The sequence below is a fragment of the Rhizobium sp. NZLR11 genome (genome assembly GCF_019685115.1).
GTDB lineage: Bacteria > Pseudomonadota > Alphaproteobacteria > Rhizobiales > Rhizobiaceae > Rhizobium.
On record NZ_JABDWD010000003.1, the window covers coordinates 274215 to 291713 of the forward strand.

Below are 17499 nucleotides of genomic sequence, written 5' to 3' on the forward strand. Positions count from 1 at the left end.
GAGCTGCTCCGGCGGGTTTTCGTATGAGGTGTATTCGATCAGCGCAGGCTGCTTGGGTTCTGCGGCGTACCGCCGGCGCCACCGCCGAACAGGCTGCGGGCAGCGCTCGCGGCACTGCCGCCGGAGAGCATCTGCTGCAGGAAGGTGAGTTCCTTGCCGCCGGTCGGCGTGACGCGCCCGACCGTGTCGAACACCTTGCCGTCCTGCAGGGTATAGTTGGCGCGGCGACTGACGACGCCGTCCTTGTCGAAATAGACCGCCAGAACGCTCTGATCGACGACTTTCAGTTTCTGGAAGGCGACCGCACGCGTGCGTCGCTGCGAAATGTAATAGAAGACTTCACCGTCGAAGGTCGCCGTCGTCGACGGGGTGCCGAGCGAAAGCAGCACCTGCTCGCGGCTCGAGCCCTCCGGAACGAGGTTCAGCGACTGCTGGTCGGCGACATATCCGCCATTGAGCACGGTGCTGGTCTGGCAACCGGAAAGAGCGGTGGTGGAGGCGATTATGAAGGCAATGGCCGCACTGCTGAAGAATTTCACGTCAGACTTGAAATACCGTTTCTTCAACGACATCTACTCCCTTGAGTATCGATAGCAGCCATTTTGGGCCTTGCACGCTTTACCTCCTGCAAAACCATTGTGGCCATTCCGGGTCAAATGTCCCGAATTCGCTTCGCTGACGCATCGAAGGCGTCGTCCCGAAACTGGCCATGATCGGCATTGCAATTCGCGCCTGCTTCGGTAAACCAGCTTTCGAAATCATGCAACAAGGCCAGAGGCCAGCCGGCGTGAAGAATGAGGCATTTCCGGAAAAAACAATGATCTTCGGGCTCTTCCGTAAGAAAAACAACAATCAAGCAATCGTCTACAGGCAATATGCGGCGCTGACGGCGGCCGCGCGCATGCCTGAGATTTATCAGCGGCTCAATGTGCCGGACACGGTCATGGGCCGTTTCGAGATGCTGTCGATCGTCATGATTCTATTTTTTCGCCGCACGCGTGCTTCCGGCACCAGCGGCCAGGAGATCGCCCAGGAGATCGTCGACGCTTTCTTCCAGGATATCGACTATTCGATCCGTGAACTCGGCATCGGCGACAACAGCGTGCCGAAGCGGATGAAGAAGCTCGCCGGCATGTTTTATGGCCGCCTCGAAGCCTATTCGAAGGCGATGGACACGGGCGATGCCGAAGCGCTCTCTGGGGCACTCACGCGCAATATCTACCCGGAAAGCTCGGCACCGGCCGATATGTCCGGCCTCGCCGGGTGGATGATCGCCGCGGAAGCGCATTTGTCCGCCATTGCCGAAGAGGAGATCGCCACCGGTTCGGCAGCGCTCCCACCGGTCGCCACCCCACCGGTCACTTGGCCACCGGTCGATTGAAGGAGGAAACGATGAAGAACAATCGGGACGATGTTCCCTTCTCCTATCACGTCAAGGTCGGCCATATCTCGGCCAACCCCGTCGAGGTCCACGTCGAGGCAGACGCCAAGGAACTGAAGGGGCTTGCCGAGACCTGGAACATTGTCTCGGTCGACAATCTCAGCGCCGACCTGCAGATCGCCCGCTGGAAACGCGACGGCGTGCGCATCAAGGGCCGCGTAAAGGCGAAGCTCGTCCAGTCCTGCGTCATTACGCTGGAACCGGTCGAATCCGCCATCGACGAGAGCTTCGAGCAGATCTTCGTGCCGGACGGCTCCAAGCTTGCCCGCCAGGCCGGTAATGACGCCGGCGAGATGTTGCTCGATCCGGACGGCCCTGATCTGCCCGAGACCTTTGTCGGCGATACGATCGATGCCGGCGAGTTGGTTGTCGAATTTGCCGCTCTGGCGATCGATCCCTATCCGCGCAAGAAGGACATCGAATTCGACGGCCATATCGAGGATGGCGGCGAAGACGACAAAAAGCCCTCGGCTTTCGCTGCCCTCAAGGATTGGAAAAAGGACTGAAGCGTCTCTGGCATTTGACATAATTCAGTTGTAAGCGACGCCAAAACCGGTATTTTGGCCGAAATTTCGCCATCGGCGAAAAGAAGGATCAGGGACGCGTGATCAGAATATCTCTCGACCTCATGGGTGGCGACTTTGGTCCCCAGGTTGTCATTCCCGGCGCCGCCAAGGCGTTGGATCGGCATCCGGATATTTCCTTCGTTTTCTACGGTCTCAAGGAACAGTGCGATCCGGTTCTCGCCAAGTTTCCGAAGCTTAGGGAAAAATCGCTCTTTCACGATTGCGAGCTTGCCGTCAGCATGGAGGAGAAGCCGAGCCAGGCGCTTCGCCGCGGCCGCTACATCTCCACCATGTGGCGCTCGATCGAGGCGGTGAAGACGGGGGAGGCCGATGTTGCGGTCTCGGCCGGCAATACCGGGGCGCTGATGGCGATGGCGAAGTTCTGTCTGCGCACGATGGCCAATATCGAGCGCCCTGCGATCGCCGCGATCTGGCCGACGCTTAAAGGGGAGAGCATCGTGCTCGACGTCGGTGCGACGATCGGCGCCGATGCCCAGCAACTGATGGATTTTGCTCTGATGGGCGGCGCCATGGCGCGGGCGCTGTTCGAGGTCGAACGTCCTACGGTCGGCCTTCTGAACGTCGGCGTCGAGGAAATGAAAGGCCAGGAAGAGGTCAAGGAAGCCGGTCGGCTGTTGCGCGAGGCAAACATCGATTCGCTTGAATATTCCGGCTTTGTCGAGGGCAACGACCTTGGCAAGGGCACGGTCGACGTCGTCGTCACCGAAGGGTTTTCCGGCAATATCGCTCTGAAGACCGCTGAAGGCACCGCCAAGCAGATCGGTGAATATCTGCGTGCCGCCATGTCGCGCACGCTGCTCGCCCGCATTGGCTACCTCTTCGCCAAAAGCGCCTTCGACATGCTCCGCGAGAAGCTCGATCCGAGCAAGGTCAATGGCGGCGTGTTTCTCGGCCTGAACGGCATCGTCATCAAGAGCCATGGCGGGGCGAATGCCGAAGGCATCGCCGCGGCCATCGAAGTCGGCTACGACATGGCCAAGAACGGCCTCAATCAGAAAATAGAAAACGATCTTAAGAAATATCATGCCAAGCGGCTGCCCCCCATGGGCCCGGAAGCTGCATGAGCAATGGGGTTCAATCGACTATGATCCGTTCAGTGGTTCGCGGGTTCGGAGCCGCACTTCCGAAGCGCGTGATGACCAATGGTGACATGGAGGCGATCGTCGACACGTCAGACGAATGGATCGTCCAGCGCACCGGCATCCGCCAGCGTTATCTCGCTGGCGATGACGAGACGACGGCGTCGCTCGGCGAGGCCGCGGCGCGCGCAGCCCTTGCCAATGGCGGCCTGACGCCTGATGATATCGATCTCATCATCTGTGCCACCTCGACGCCGGATAACACCTTTCCGGCAACCTCGGTCAATATCCAGAACCGCCTCGGCATGAGTCACGGCTTCGCCTTCGACGTCCAGGCCGTCTGCACTGGTTTCGTCTATGCGGTGACGACGGCGGACGCCTATATCCGCGGCGGGCTTGCAAAGCGCGTTCTCGTCATCGGCGCCGAGACTTTTTCGCGCATTCTCGACTGGAACGACCGCACCACCTGCGTGCTTTTCGGCGACGGCGCCGGCGCGATCGTGCTCGAAGCGACCGAGGGCGAGGGGACTGTTGCCGATCGCGGCGTGCTGACCGCGCATCTGCGCTCGGACGGCTCTCACAAGGAAAAACTCTATGTCGATGGCGGACCGTCGACGACGGGCACCGTCGGCAAGCTGCGCATGGAAGGCCGCGAGGTCTTCAAATATGCCGTCGGCATGATCACCGATGTCATTCAGGCGGCTTTCGATTCGACCGGCACGACAGCCGATGACCTCGATTGGCTGGTGCCGCACCAAGCCAATCGGCGCATCATCGACGGTTCGGCCAAGAAGCTGAATATCGATGCGGCGAAGGTCGTCATCACAGTCGATCTGCACGGCAATACCTCGGCGGCCTCGATCCCGCTTGCACTTGCGACCGCTGCTGGCGATGGCCGCATCAAGAAGGGCGACCTGGTGATGCTCGAAGCGATGGGCGGCGGCTTCACCTGGGGCGCCGTTCTGCTGCGCTGGTAGGCACGAATCCTAAAAAACTGGCGGCGAACAAGAGCTTGACCGTAAGGCGCAAGACAAATACTCTTCATGCGATTTCACAAAATATTTGTAGTGGGCGGGGAAACCATGACCGGAAAAACAGTGACGCGAGCAGACCTGGCGGAATCCGTTTTCCGAAAGGTCGGGCTTTCCCGGACCGAGTCTGCGGAACTTGTGGAAACCGTCATCGACGAAGTTTGCAACGCCATCGTGCGTGGTGAAACCGTCAAGCTTTCCTCCTTCGCCACCTTCCAGGTGCGCGACAAGAACGAGCGGATCGGCCGCAACCCGAAGACTGGCGAAGAGGTTCCGATTTCCCCGCGTCGGGTCATGACCTTCAAGGCGTCGAACGTGCTGAAGACGCGCATCCTCAAGGCGCATGTGTCTCGCAAGGTCAAGCTGAAGCCGCAGAATCCGGCCTCTTGATCATCTGCTTCCCGTTTCTAAACAGCATTTTTTCTCTCCGCACTGTCCTGCGTTGTGCGCAACGTCGACACATGACTTGAATTGTCGGCGCCAAACCGTTGAAATATGATGAGTCGCCGTAGGATCGAGCCGCGAGGTCGCGTAGCAGCATGACGTTGGACAAGAGCCCCGATGCCTTTCGCACCATCAGCGAAGTCGCAGACGATCTTGATCTGCCGCAGCATGTGCTGCGCTTCTGGGAGACGCGTTTTCCCCAGATAAAGCCGATGAAGCGTGGCGGTGGCCGTCGTTACTACCGGCCCGAGGATGTGGATCTCCTCAAGGGCATCCGGCATTTGCTCTATGATCATGGCTATACGATCAAGGGCGTGCAGAAGCTTTTGAAGACCAACGGCAACAAGTTCGTCATATCCGTCGGCCACGGCGATCTTGCCAGCGTCGAGGCGCTTGCGTCGGGCGTCCAGGAGGCTATTGCCGGTGAACCGCGCGTCGGCATGGCCGATGAAGACCAGATTGTCGGCCGTGCCAAGGCGCCGATTACCCGCCGCTTCTTCAACTTTGTGGCTGGCGACGACGAGCAGGAAGTCTCGATTGGCAAGTCGAGCGTCGGCAAGGAAGACCGGGCATTGCTGCAGGAAGCGCTCTACGACCTGCTGGAATGCAAACGCCTGCTCGATCAGGTGCGCTGACCAGAAAACAACTCTTTGCATTTATGCATCGTTAACCCGGAACCGCAGCCCACGTCCGGGCGACATGCATTAGGCTTCGGTAAGCCGCTTCATCGCCTGTTCGAGTTCGCTGAGCTGGAAGGGTTTTTGCAGTACGGGCAATGTGCTTGGGCTGCTGCCAGCAGGGGCGGCGCCATATCCCGTCGCGTAGATATAGGGTTTGCCGCGTTCGTCGAGCAGTTTTGCAACCGGCAGCGAACTCTGCCCTGCAAGCGAGACATCCAGAATTGCAGCGTCGAACTCCGTCTCCCTGGCTGTTGTCAGCGCCCGTTCCAGATCGGGCGCACTGGCGCAAACCCGGTAGCCGAGATCGGCGAGCATGTCCTCAAGTAACATTGCAATTAGCGCGTCGTCTTCGACGATGAATATGTCTTTCATGTTCCCATCCACCCATTCCCCTTGCTGGGCATGGAAATATGTGGACCCCTTGCACGGCTCGTCAAGGTGTCGTGGCCGGCAGTGCGAGAATCAACATATTGCCGGGTGAAATTCGATGTGTAAAAGCTGGGATGCCGTTTGCGCAACGGCTCCTGCATAATTCCTTAAATCCGAATCGATTTAAAGATAAAATCATGCGGAAAATGAAAGAGTTACAGCCTCCTTTGCGCATCTGAAAGACGCGCGGCGCTGTAAGAAGGGATCTGGAATGGATTTGCTGAGTGCCACGGATTGGCTGCGTCATAGGCCGGGTTATACATATCCGCTGGCCGTTGCCTTCGTTGGCCTGACTTTTCTTCTGAGGCTTGCCGCCAGCGACTATCTCTCCGGCTTCCCCTTCTTGAGCTTCCTCCCGGCGATATTGCTGGCGAGTTTTATAGGCGGCGCAGGGCCGGGCCTTGTCGCGGCCATACTTGCCGCTTTCATCGTTCAGCAGTTTTTCGTCGAGCCGCACAATATCTTCTGGCCGGTCAGCGCCGGCCAATGGGTAGGTCTCTCAACCTATCTCGTCAATGCCGCGATCATCATCGGCCTAATGGAGACGATCATTATCGCGCATGGCCGGCAGAGCCGCCTCCGCCGTGAGCTCAACAGTTTCAACACGCGCCTCGAACACACGGTGGTCCAGCGCACCGCCGAGCTCCGGCACGAGATGGAAGAAAACGCAGCCGCTCAGGCGCAGGTGCGCCAGCTGCAGAAGATGGAGACGATCGGTCAGCTGACAGGCGGGGTCGCCCACGATTTCAACAACATGCTGGCGATCATCATCGGCAACCTCGATCTTGCCCAGCGGCGCCTCACCGGAAGCGAGGACCCCCGCATGCTGCATTCGATCCAGAATGCCAAAGACGGCGCCCAGAGGGCCGCGGTACTGACCGCCCGTCTTCTCGCTTTCTCGCGCCAGCAGCCGCTCGCCCCTGAGGTGATCGACCTCAACAAACTGGTCGGCGGCATGTCGGAGCTGCTGCGCCGTACACTCGGCGAGCAGATCCGGATCGAGACCGTGCTTGCCGGCGGCCTCTGGCCGAGTTTTGCCGATCTGAGTCAGCTTGAGAACGCTATTCTGAACCTTGCCGTCAACGCCCGCGACGCCATGCCTGGCGGCGGACATCTGACAATCGAGACCGCCAATACCGAACTCGATGAGCGATATTCCCGGATGCATTCGGAGGTCGAGGCCGGCCAATATGTGATGATCAGCATGACCGACACCGGCACTGGCATGTCGCCTGATGTAATCGAGCGGGCGTTCGATCCGTTCTACACCACCAAGGGACCCGGCAAGGGCACCGGTCTCGGCCTCAGCCAAGTCTACGGCTACATCAAGCAGAGCGGCGGCCACATCAAGATCTATTCGGAGATCGACAGGGGCACGACGGTGAAGATCTATCTTCCGCGTCGTGTCGGGGCGACCGAAGCTCGGTTGACTGCGGCCGGCGCCCAGCCTATCCCCCAGGGCAGCGTCAACGATACGATCCTGGTGGTGGAGGATGATGAGAACGTCCGCACCATGACCGCCGAAAGCCTGCATGAACTCGGTTACACCGTGTTGCAGGCGGCAAGCGGGATGGAAGCGCTTCTCGTTCTCGAAGAAAATCGGGAAGTCGACCTGGTCTTTACCGATATCGTCATGCCGCAAATGACCGGACGCCAGCTGGCCGATATCGTCCAGCAAAAATGGCCGGCGATCCGGATACTCTACACAACGGGCTATACCCGCAATGCCATCGTTCATAATGGGGTGCTCGATCACGGCGTCTCCTTGCTCGCCAAGCCCTTCAGCCTGGAGCAACTCGCCCACAAGATCCGCGAACTCCTGAATGCGCCGGCAAGGACGGAAGGCGAGCGGACGTGAAGCCGCCAGAGTATGATGCCGAAAGTTAGGCCCACCGGGCCTAAAATCATCCTGTTCTAGGCAACCGCACCACTATTGCCGATCGCTTTATTCCAGCACCTGGATCACACGGTGCGTCTTCGGCTCGACGATGACACGCCGCTCATTGACGACCGTATAGCCGTAGCCGTCCATATCCGGCACGGTGTGCACTTCCACGGTATCGGGCAGCGTCGCACCGACGGCGATATCGCCTTCATAGACGACGGATGGCGTGTTTTGCTCCATCACATAGGTGCGCACCTCGCCCGGCAACACGACGGAGCCGGTCGCTGCGGGATCGGTGACGATGACGGTGCTCTGCGCGAAGGCGGCGGAGCCGATGGTCAGCATGGCGGCCGCAGCCAGCATGATCTTGCGCATGGAATGTTCTCCTTGTTCAACCTGAGACATCAACGCAACGCCGCCCATGCGGCATAGTTCCCGTGCTGCCTTCGCGAGTGCGGAAGCAGGCGCAATCTCGGCAATTCAGTTGTTGCTAAATAAATTTATGCACCATACGGTTGAGCTGTTCGAATCACGTTCAATGCGAGTTCGTTCAGCGGCACCTGCGGCGGGTTCTTTACTCTTCGTTAACCATGTTGGCGATTTATACCCTGTGAACGGCCGGTTGGTCGTTGATTCGAAGGTCCGTCGCGTTTCGGCTTGCGAATGGATATCTGGAAAGACGATTGCGGCGGCTCGAGACATGCGTTTGCGGAGGACGATATCGCTGGTGGCTGTGGCGGGCATGATGGCCGGCTGCACGTCGACGGGCGGTGTGCGCCAGCCCTCCGGACCGGAGACCGTGGCGCCTGAAAAGGCGCTGGTCCTGCCACCGCCGGGCGGCCCGTCGATCGTCAGCGTCGTCGAGCGTAAGCGTGGCAATGGCGTCGAGCAGACGATCTCGCTGTTTACCTCATCCTCGGTGCCAGGCCAGAACTTCCTGAATGTCCAGTTTTTTGGCGCGTCCGTGGCCAATCCCGGCACCGGCAATGCCGGCTACAGCATGATCAACGAGAGCGGCATTAGCCGCGAGGTGGCGCGTTCGGCCCCCGGTGTGCCGATGGCGACGTCGGCGACCTTCCTGCAGAACGCCTATGGACCCTTCGGTTATGCCTCCGGCCGCAGCCGTGGCGGCGACAGCTGCATCTTTGCCTGGCAGCAGATCCGCTCGAGTGCGGCCGCCAATACTCAGGCGCGCAATTTCGGCATGATCCAGCTGCGCCTGCGTCTCTGCGATGCGAACGCCAGCGAACGTCAGCTGCTCGGCATCGTCTATGGCTATACCATATCGGGCACTTTCGACGGGGTGATCTGGAACCCTTACGGCAATCCGCCGCCGGCCGATGTTGCGCTCGGACGCACCGGCGCGCCGATTTATCCTGACGAGGGCGGCTATCGCGCCAGCCCGATACCGATCGGCTATGAGCCGGCGCCTGCCATTGTCAGCCGGCCGCGGGCAGTTCCGGCCCGCAGCGCTTTGCCACCGGCGCAAGGCGCCGCACCGATGCCGGCGCCCATCGGCCCGCGCGTGCCGCTGCCGGGTGAGGCGCCTCAGGCGAGGATAACGCCGGATGCGGCAGCCGCGCCGGACGAACAAGCTGGACAAACTGCAAGGGCGATCGGCGTCACCGTGCCGTCGCCAGACTGTATAGGCGACGCGGCCATGACGGCCGCCTGCCGGAGATAATCAGCATGCCCGGCGCGCCCGACGGTGCGCCGGTTGAGCAATTTCGAAGGAACGTCGATGCGCAAAGCCCGCAGTGTCATCATCTGGGCCGTGGTTTCGCTCTGCATGATCGTGCTGATCACGCTGCCGGTCAACTTGCAGACCCAGCTGATCACCAGCATCACCGTCGTGACCGTCATGGCGCTGATCAAGATTTTGAAGGGTGAGGGGACCTGGCGCCTGGTGGCGCTCGCCTTCGGCACGTCGATCGTGCTGCGCTATGTCTACTGGCGCACCACCAATACGCTGCCGCCTCTGAACCAGCCCGAGAACTTCATTCCCGGCCTGCTGCTCTATCTTGCCGAAATGTACAGCGTTGCCATGCTGGCGCTCAGCCTGTTCATCGTCGCGACGCCGCTGCCGTCACGCCCCTCGCGTGCCGCCAATCCCGGGCGTTTGCCGCATGTCGATGTCTTTGTGCCATCCTACAACGAGGATGCTGGGCTTCTCGGAAACACGCTGGCTGCCGCCAAGGCCATGGATTATCCGGCCGAGAAGCTGCATGTCTGGCTGCTCGACGATGGCGGCACCCTGCAGAAGCGCAATTCCGGCAAGCTGCTCGAAGCCCAGGCCGCCGCCGCCCGCCATATCGAGCTGAAGAAGCTCTGCGAGGACCTCGACGTCAGCTATCTCACGCGCGACCGAAACGAGCACGCCAAGGCCGGCAATCTCAACAACGGCATGAAACACTCGACCGGCGAACTCATCGCCGTCTTCGATGCCGACCACGCGCCCGCCCGCGATTTCCTGCTCGAGACCGTCGGCTATTTCGAGGACGACCCGAAGCTCTTCCTTGTCCAGACCCCGCACTTCTTCATCAATCCCGATCCGCTGGAACGCAACCTGCGCACCTTCGACAAGATGCCGAGCGAGAACGAAATGTTCTACGGCATCATCCAGCGCGGCCTCGATAAATGGAACGCCGCCTTCTTCTGCGGCTCGGCCGCGGTTCTGAGCCGCAGGGCGCTCGACTCCCAGAACGGCTTTTCCGGCATCAGCATCACTGAAGATTGCGAGACGGCACTGGCGCTCCACGGCGCTGGCTGGAACAGCATCTATGTCGACAAGCCGCTGATCGCCGGCCTGCAGCCGGCCACTTTCGCGAGCTTCATCGGCCAGCGCAGCCGCTGGGCGCAGGGCATGATGCAGATCCTGCGCTTCCGCTTTCCGCTGCTAAAGCGCGGCCTGTCGATCCCGCAGCGCCTCTGCTACATGTCCTCCACGCTTTTTTGGCTCTTCCCGTTCCCGCGGACGATCTTCCTGTTTGCGCCGCTCTTCTATTTGTTCTTCGATCTGGAAATCTTCACCGCCTCCGGCGGCGAGTTCCTTGCCTATACGCTGGCCTATATGCTCGTGAATCTGATGATGCAGAACTACCTTTACGGGTCGTTCCGCTGGCCGTGGATTTCGGAGCTCTACGAATATGTCCAGACCGTGCATCTGCTGCCGGCAGTCATCTCCGTCATGCTCAATCCGAGGAAGCCGACCTTCAAGGTCACCGCCAAGGACGAATCGATCGCCGTCAGCCGCCTGTCGGAGATCAGCCGTCCGTTTTTCGTCATCTTTGCGGTGCAGATCGTCGCGCTCATCATTACCATCTACAGGATTTACGCCGAGCCCTATAAGGCCGACGTCACGCTGGTCGTCGGCGGCTGGAACCTCATCAACCTGATCATGGCCGGCTGCGCGCTCGGTGTTGTGTCGGAGCGCGGCGAGCGCGCCCTATCCCGCCGCGTCCGCGTCAACCGGCGCTGTGAATTCGGCGCCAACGGCAAGTGGTATACGGCCTCGATCGAGGACGTCTCCGTTCACGGCGCAAGGCTTCATATCTTCAACAAGAATCTCGACGACATGCTCGTCGGTGCCGTCGGCGAAATCCGCTTCCGGCCCTATAGCGGCGCGGATCTGGAGACTCTGCCGCTCATCGTTCGCAATATCGAGCCGTCGGGTGACATCAGCAATGTCGGCTGCCAGTACGTGCCGAAAAGCGCCCTCGATCATCGCCTGATCGCCGACCTGATGTTTGCCAATTCCGGCCAGTGGACCGAGTTTCAGGCCTCGCGCCGCCGCAATCCGGGCCTGATCCGCGGCACTATCTGGTTTCTCGGCCTGTCGTTCTACCAGACGAGCCGCGGCCTCGTTTACTTCTTCCGCAGCATGCGGCCGGAGCGGGAAGCCCAGCAGCAGGCGGCAAAGGTCAACGCCGGATGAGAATGATCGTCGCCGCCTCGCTTTTGCTGCTGAATGCCTCCGCCTTCGCCCAGGCGCAGACGGCACCCTTCGACATGTCCGGCGAGCGGCCGCCCGGTGCCGCCGTTACCCCGAGATTGACATCGCCGACCCCGCCGGCAGCGACCCAGCCGGCAACGGCCGTGCCCGCAGCGGCCGCGGTTCCCGTCACGCCACCGGTGTCCGTACCACCGGCACCCGCAACCCAGGCTGCTCCTGCTCCTGTGCCTGCACCCGTCCCCCCGGCGATCGCCGTTCCGCCGCAGCCGACGGTGCCGGCGCCCCAGCCGGCCGCGGCGGCAAATGCCGCTCTGCCTCCGCGCTCCGGCGATGTCCGCCGCTATGTTGTGCCCTTTTCGAAACTCGGCCTCGGCGGCGAATATGACCGGCGGTCATGGACCGTCTATCTGACGCCGGAACAGGCGGCCGCCAAGGCGAGCTTCACCTTCGCCTACCAGAATTCGATCGTCGTTGCCCCTGAGGCCTCGGCGCTGACCGTCTATCTCAATAACCGCCCGATCGGCCAGCAGCGCATCGGCTCGGCGGACGGTTCGTCGAAAGTGACTTTCGAGGTTCCGCCCGGTCTGCTGCAGCCGGGCGCCAATCTCGTCACCTTCGAAGCCGCTCAGCGCCACCGGACCGATTGCAGCATCCAGTCCACCTATGAATTGTGGTCGAATGTCGATCCGGCCGGAACCTATCTGAGCTTTGCCGGCAGCGATGCCGCCCAGTTGGCGAGCGCCGACGCGATCCGCGCCATCGGTGTCGACGGCGCCGGCAAGACCGAGTTCGATATCGTCGTCCCGGCGCTGGAGCAGCCGGGAACCACCAAGCCGCTGCTACGGCTGGCGCAGGGCCTCGCGGTGCTGAGCAGCATGCCGAACCAGATCTTTGCCTTCAGCACCGCTTCGCTTCCGGCCGGTGGACCGGGTAAGCTCAGCGTGCTCGTCGGCACCGCGGCGGAACTGCGGCCGCTCTTTCCCGGCCTGCCGCCCGGCGCCGAAAGCGCTGCACTCGCCGCCTTCGTCACCGATCCGCGTAGCGGCTCGCCGGTGCTTCTGATCAGCGGCCCCTCCTGGCAGGCGGTTTCCTCGGCGATCGATATCATCGTTTCGCCGACGGACAGGTCCGCAGATGTTCGCCGCGACGTGCTGACCACCGAGCGCTGGAGCGCGCCGAACGCGCCGCTGGTTTTTTCCGACACGAACATCGCTCTGTCTCAGCTCGGTGTGAAGACCACCGAATTCTCCGGCCGGCGGTTGCGCACCAGCTTCAATATCGCCGTGCCGGCTGACTTTTATGCCAATGCCTATGGCGAGGCGAAGGTGCTGCTCGACGCCGCCTATACCGATAACGTGCTGCCCGGCAGCCACATCGATATCTACGTCAATGACAACATCGCCTCCACCGTGCCGATCACCACGACCACCGGCGGCATTCTGCGTCATCTGCCGATCCGCGTGACGATGCGGCACTTCAAGCCCGGTCTCAATTCGGTGGCGATCGAGGCGATCCTGATGACCAAGGACGATGCGGCTTGCGCACCGGGCGCCACCGCCGCTGCCAATCCGCGCTTTGCGCTGTTCGATACCTCCGAGCTGCACATTCCGGATTTTGCCCGCGTCGGTCAGCGGCCGAATCTGGCCGCCATGGCCGGCACCGCTTATCCCTATGGCCGGGCTACCGAGCCGACGCCGCTGTTCATCGACCGCATCGATGCCGACACCCTTTCGGCCGCCGCAACCCTGCTTGGCCAGATGGCGATCACTGCCGGCCATCCGATCGCTGTCGAAAGCGTCGCCTCGCCGAATACGATCGGCGATCGCGATGCCATCTTCATCGGCTCCATCTCGCAAATGCCGGCAACCGCGCTGTCGCAGACCAATATCTCCACCGCCAGCCAAGCCTCCTGGCGTCCCGTGACGGACGCGCAGACGGGCGTCGTCGATACCGGCACGGCCTTCGAGGAGTGGAATTCCAAGGTCAGCGGCGGTCTCCTGCACAACCGTATCACGGCCTTTCGTGAGTGGCTGTCGCGTAATTTCGACATCTCCCGCAATTCGCTGCAGTTTGTGCCCGGCGCCGAGGAAATCTTTACGCCGCCAAACGTCGCGACGCTGCTGGTTGCCCAGGGCTCCAGCCCCGCGGGAACGGGCTCATGGACCGTGGTGGCGGCGCCGTCGGCGAAGGATTTGCGTGAAGGGCTCGAGGTTCTGACCGCGCAGCTGAACTGGCCGCAGATATCAGGCCACATCACCACCTATTCGAGCAAGACGGGCAAGATCGAGACGCTGCCTGTCACCCGTTTCGATTTCGTGCCGTCGATGCCCTGGTCGATCGCCAACTACCGCCTGATCGCCGCCAACTGGCTATCGACGAATATCCTCTCCTACGCCTTCCTGCTGGTCATCTTCCTGCTGTTGATCGGCCTTACGACGTCGAGAATGCTCAAAAGACTGGGCCGGTCGAAATGAGAGGGTGGCGCGCGCTCCTGCTGGCAGCAACGGTCGCGCTCGCACCGAGCCCGTCCGTCGTCGCGCAGCAGGCGATGATCAATGCCGGCGCATGGTCGGCCTACAAGGCGAAGTTTCTCGATCCGACCGGCCGCATCGTCGATAACGGCAATGGCAATATCAGCCACAGCGAAGGCCAGGGCTACGGCCTGCTGCTCGCTTACCTCTCGGCAAGCCCCGCCGATTTCGAGCAGATCTGGTATTTTACCCGCACCGAGCTGCTGCTGCGCGACGACGGGCTGGCGGTTTGGAAATGGGATCCGAGCGTCAAGCCGCACGTGACCGACACCAACAATGCCACGGACGGCGACATGTTGATCGCCTATGCGCTGGCGCTGGCCGGCACGGCATGGAAGCGTGAAGACTATATCCTCGCCGCCTCCCGTATGGCGCAGGCGCTGCTTGCCGAAACCGTCGCCAGCTCGGAGGGTCGCACCTTGCTGATGCCCGGGACCGAAGGTTTTACCGGCAGCGACCGTGACGACGGCCCCGTCGTCAACCCGTCCTACTGGATTTATGAGGCCATCCCGGTGATGGCCGCGCTCGCTCCGTCGGATGCCTGGAAAAAACTGTCGGACGACGGCGTGGAGCTGTTGAAGACGATGCAGTTCGGCCCGCGCAAGCTTCCCGCCGAATGGGTGAGCCTGCACGATAAGCCGCGGCCGGCAGAGGGGTTCGACGCCGAATTCGGCTATAATGCCATCCGCATCCCGCTCTATCTCGCGCGTGGCGGCATCCCCGACAAGGCGCTGCTCATCCGCTTGCAAAAGGGGATGTCGCAAGACGGCGTTCCCGCCACCATCGATCTGACCACCGGCCGGCCGAAGACTGTGTTGCCGGACCCCGGTTATCGAATTGTTAACGATGTTGTGGCCTGTGTTGTCGATGGGACCAAGCTGCCGGGTTCGGCGCTGCAGTTTGCGCCCGCACTCTATTATCCGTCCACCCTTCAACTTCTCGGGCTGGCCTATATCGGGGAGAAGCATCCGGAGTGTCTGTGAAGTCTTCTCTCGTGGCGGTCTCAGCGGCAGTGATGGTGGCGACCGTCGTCACCGGACTGAAGGACCGTGCCGCTTTGCAGGAAAGGTTCGGCCTTGGTTCTGCCGGCAGGCCGGCGCCGGAGCTGATGATGATGGGCCGCATCAAGCCGACCGAGGTTGCCGGCAATTCCGAATTCAACGCGCAGCTCGTCGCCGACAAGATCGAGGCGATCACGTCTTCGCCGCCATTGGCATCGGATATGCCCGATCCGAATGCCGTCGCGCAGCAGCCTGCAGCACCGCAGCCTGCGGCGTCCCAACCTGCCACGCCTCAACCTGCTACGCCTCAGCCGGCCGCTCAGCTCGCGCCGGTCGCGCCCGCCATCGTGTCCGCGCCGCCGGCGGCGCAGCAGGCCGCCGCGCCGTCGCCGCCTGCCGTCGATGAAAGTGCGCTTCGTTATTTCGCCAGCCGCGGCGACAAGGTGCGCCTGCAGGCCGAGATCTCCCGACTTCAGGCACTCTACCCGACCTGGGTTCCGCCGGCCGATCCGCTCGCCGTGCCGCAGAATGGCGACAAACAGCTCGAGGCCATGTGGCAGCTTTATTCCGATGGCCGTTACGCCGAGCTGCGCAAGGCGGTCGCCGACCGTCAGGCCACCGATGCCGGATGGCAGCCGCCGGCCGATCTGCTCGACCGGCTCGACGTGGCCGAGGGCCGCGCCCGCCTCGTCAACGCTTCCGACCTCAAGCAATATGCGACGGTGGTCGATATCGCTGCGGCAACCCCGAGCCTGCTCACCTGCAGCGAGGTCGACGTCCTCTGGCGTGTCGCCGAAGCCTTCGTCCAGACGGAGAGGGTGCAGCGCGGCCAGGACGCCTATACTTACATCCTGAAGAGCTGCGCCAATCCGGCCGAACGGCTGGCGACCGTCGAAAAGGCCTCGACATTGCTTGCCTACCAGCCAATGCAGGCGCTGCTCGCGCTCGAAAGCCCTGCGAACGACGGCAGCAGGGAGTTCGACGCGATCCGCGACAATCTCGCCCGACGCTTCATGGCCGAAGGCAATGACGATCCGAAGCTCGCCATCGCGCCCGATTACGTCGCCCGTGTCGAAAAGCTCGCCGGAACCGAGGGGCTTGCGTCGGATGCGCTGCTGCTCGGCTGGCACCAGCTTCGCCGCAACAATGATGCCGATGCAGAGAAGTGGTTCCGCGCCGCCCGTGCCAAGGAGGATACGGCCGCCGCTTCGCAAGGGCTGGCGCTGGCGCTGATCGCCCGCAAGGCGCCTCAGGAGGCCGAGGATGTGATGTTCCGCTGGCGCGCCGATTCCGATGATGCGACAGCAACCTATCTGGCCGCCACCGCCAACCTGATCGCGTTGCAGCCGCCGGCCGATCTCGCCGAAGATGTGCTGCATCGCATCGCCGCCGAGGTCATTGCCCGGAAATATGTGCCGACGGCGCAGCAGTTCGGCTGGTATGCCCGCTCGCTCAACCAGTTCCAGACCGCCGCACGCTGGTTCGAAACCGCGCTTGCCTGGAAACCCGATGACGAGCCATCCGCCTATGGCCTCGTCGTCACCCGCGACCAGCTGAACGACCGCAAGGGCGTGCTCGACATCCAGCATGCCTGGGCCGGCCGGTCGACCCGGATCACCAATCTCGAAGACACCTCGTCGCTGACCCCGAACGGCGGCACGCAGCCCGGGCAGGCAAAGCTTGCCCCGCAGCAGCCGGTTCAGCCGACGCAGCGCCCGGCTGCAGCCGAGCCGCTTTCGGCCGAGCGGCCGGCGGCACAGCAGCCCGGGCCGGAGGTCGCCGTTCGCACGGCGAGGCCGGCGATGCAGACGGTGACCGTTGAGCGCGGTGCGCGCCAGCCACGCGGCTGCTCGACGACTGTAGATGCAGGGCAGCTCAGCCCGGCAAACGCGCTGTCGCGCGGCTGGTGCCTGATGGATATCGACCGACCGATGGAGGCGATCTCCGCCTTCGAGATCGCACTGCAGAGCCCGATCCGCAAGGACCGTGAAGACGCAGCCTATGGCCAGAGCCTTGCCTATCTGCGTGCCGGCCTCTCCAGCAATGCCGCCGTTGCTGCCACCAAGGCGCCGCAGAACCGCCAGCGCGCCGCCGAGCTTCAGGTGGCGATCCTCGCCGACCGTGCGCTTTCGGCCTTCGACGCCGGGCGTTATCGCGAAACCCTCATCTATCTCGATCAGCGCGCCCAGCTGCAGCAGGAGCGCATAGACCTGATGGTCTTGCGCGGCTACAGCTATTTCAATTTGAAAATGTACGGCGACGCGACGCGTATCTTCGAAGCCGCCGCCGCGACCGGCAACCGCGACGCCACGCGTGGTCTGGCCGATGTTCGCAGCGTCACCCATCCCGAAGTCAACGACTGACGTTGACGCCGCCACCGCTCTCCGCTACTCGCCTGCTTGGGGGCCGCCCCGGCCTCCCGCGCCCCAAGGAAACGCC

15 protein-coding genes are annotated in these 17499 nt (G+C 62.2%); 12 read left to right on the forward strand and 3 right to left on the reverse strand.

Features of this window, described 5'->3' with window-relative positions:
• Window positions 1–38: 38 nt before the first annotated feature.
• Window positions 39–572, reverse strand: coding sequence for an outer membrane protein assembly factor BamE (locus HJB83_RS07605; protein WP_207583736.1), 534 nt, complete (start codon window positions 570–572; stop codon window positions 39–41).
• A gap of 137 nt (window positions 573–709) precedes the next feature.
• Here HJB83_RS07605 and HJB83_RS07610 point away from each other — a divergent pair, with 137 nt between their 5' ends.
• The 6 genes from HJB83_RS07610 to HJB83_RS07635 all read left to right on the forward strand — a co-directional run bounded on the left by HJB83_RS07610 (window position 710) and on the right by HJB83_RS07635 (window position 5217).
• Window positions 710–1381: a ubiquinol-cytochrome C chaperone family protein gene (locus HJB83_RS07610; protein WP_207583737.1), complete on the forward strand. Its 672-nt coding sequence runs from the start codon at window positions 710–712 to the stop codon at window positions 1379–1381.
• An 11-nt stretch (window positions 1382–1392) separates the two neighbouring features.
• Window positions 1393–1947, forward strand: a complete 555-nt coding sequence (locus HJB83_RS07615; RefSeq protein WP_207583738.1) for a DUF177 domain-containing protein — start codon at window positions 1393–1395, stop codon at window positions 1945–1947.
• 98 nt (window positions 1948–2045) lie between these two features.
• Window positions 2046–3092 carry a phosphate acyltransferase PlsX gene (plsX, locus tag HJB83_RS07620; protein ID WP_164008837.1) on the forward strand — a complete coding sequence of 349 codons (1047 nt, stop codon included), beginning with the start codon at window positions 2046–2048 and terminating at the stop codon, window positions 3090–3092.
• A gap of 20 nt (window positions 3093–3112) precedes the next feature.
• Entirely contained in the window at window positions 3113–4084 is a 972-nt protein-coding gene (locus HJB83_RS07625) for a beta-ketoacyl-ACP synthase III (RefSeq protein ID WP_207584282.1), read from the forward strand.
• 105 nt (window positions 4085–4189) lie between these two features.
• Window positions 4190–4528 (forward strand): integration host factor subunit alpha, encoded by a 339-nt coding sequence (locus HJB83_RS07630; protein WP_003574027.1) that lies wholly within the window; start codon window positions 4190–4192, stop codon window positions 4526–4528.
• A gap of 149 nt (window positions 4529–4677) precedes the next feature.
• Complete coding sequence (locus tag HJB83_RS07635) at window positions 4678–5217, forward strand: MerR family transcriptional regulator (protein WP_207583739.1); 540 nt, start codon at window positions 4678–4680, stop codon at window positions 5215–5217.
• Window positions 5218–5286: 69 nt separating this feature from the next.
• Here the strand turns inward: HJB83_RS07635 and HJB83_RS07640 are convergent, their stop codons facing one another.
• Entirely contained in the window at window positions 5287–5634 is a 348-nt protein-coding gene (locus HJB83_RS07640) for a response regulator (protein WP_207583740.1), read from the reverse strand.
• A 268-nt stretch (window positions 5635–5902) separates the two neighbouring features.
• Between HJB83_RS07640 and HJB83_RS07645 the strand changes: the two genes are divergently transcribed.
• Entirely contained in the window at window positions 5903–7549 is a 1647-nt protein-coding gene (locus HJB83_RS07645; RefSeq protein ID WP_221131520.1) for an ATP-binding protein, read from the forward strand.
• Between the two features lie 87 nt (window positions 7550–7636).
• Here HJB83_RS07645 and HJB83_RS07650 read toward each other — a convergent pair whose 3' ends face one another.
• Entirely contained in the window at window positions 7637–7951 is a 315-nt protein-coding gene (locus HJB83_RS07650) for a DUF1236 domain-containing protein (protein ID WP_207583742.1), read from the reverse strand.
• Window positions 7952–8276: 325 nt separating this feature from the next.
• On the opposite strand from HJB83_RS07650, the gene bcsN reads away from it, so the two are divergent.
• Genes bcsN through HJB83_RS07675 form a run of 5 tightly spaced genes read left to right on the forward strand, consistent with a single transcriptional unit; the run spans window position 8277 to window position 17423 of the window.
• The gene (gene bcsN, locus HJB83_RS07655) at window positions 8277–9260 is read left to right on the forward strand and encodes a cellulose biosynthesis protein BcsN (RefSeq protein ID WP_221131521.1); all 984 of its coding nucleotides are present in this window, start codon (window positions 8277–8279) and stop codon (window positions 9258–9260) included.
• A 57-nt stretch (window positions 9261–9317) separates the two neighbouring features.
• Window positions 9318–11510 (forward strand): UDP-forming cellulose synthase catalytic subunit, encoded by a 2193-nt coding sequence (gene bcsA / locus HJB83_RS07660; RefSeq protein ID WP_207583744.1) that lies wholly within the window; start codon window positions 9318–9320, stop codon window positions 11508–11510.
• A complete protein-coding gene (locus HJB83_RS07665) occupies window positions 11507–14002 on the forward strand; it encodes a cellulose biosynthesis cyclic di-GMP-binding regulatory protein BcsB (RefSeq protein WP_207583745.1) in 2496 nt (831 codons plus the stop codon). Before bcsA ends, HJB83_RS07665 begins: the two co-directional genes overlap by 4 nt.
• Window positions 13999–15042 (forward strand): glycosyl hydrolase family 8, encoded by a 1044-nt coding sequence (locus HJB83_RS07670; protein ID WP_207583746.1) that lies wholly within the window; start codon window positions 13999–14001, stop codon window positions 15040–15042. The genes HJB83_RS07665 and HJB83_RS07670 overlap by 4 nt, the downstream gene beginning before the upstream one ends.
• Complete coding sequence (locus HJB83_RS07675; protein ID WP_221131522.1) at window positions 15039–17423, forward strand: cellulose synthase; 2385 nt, start codon at window positions 15039–15041, stop codon at window positions 17421–17423. The genes HJB83_RS07670 and HJB83_RS07675 overlap by 4 nt, the downstream gene beginning before the upstream one ends.
• Window positions 17424–17499: the final 76 nt, after the last annotated feature.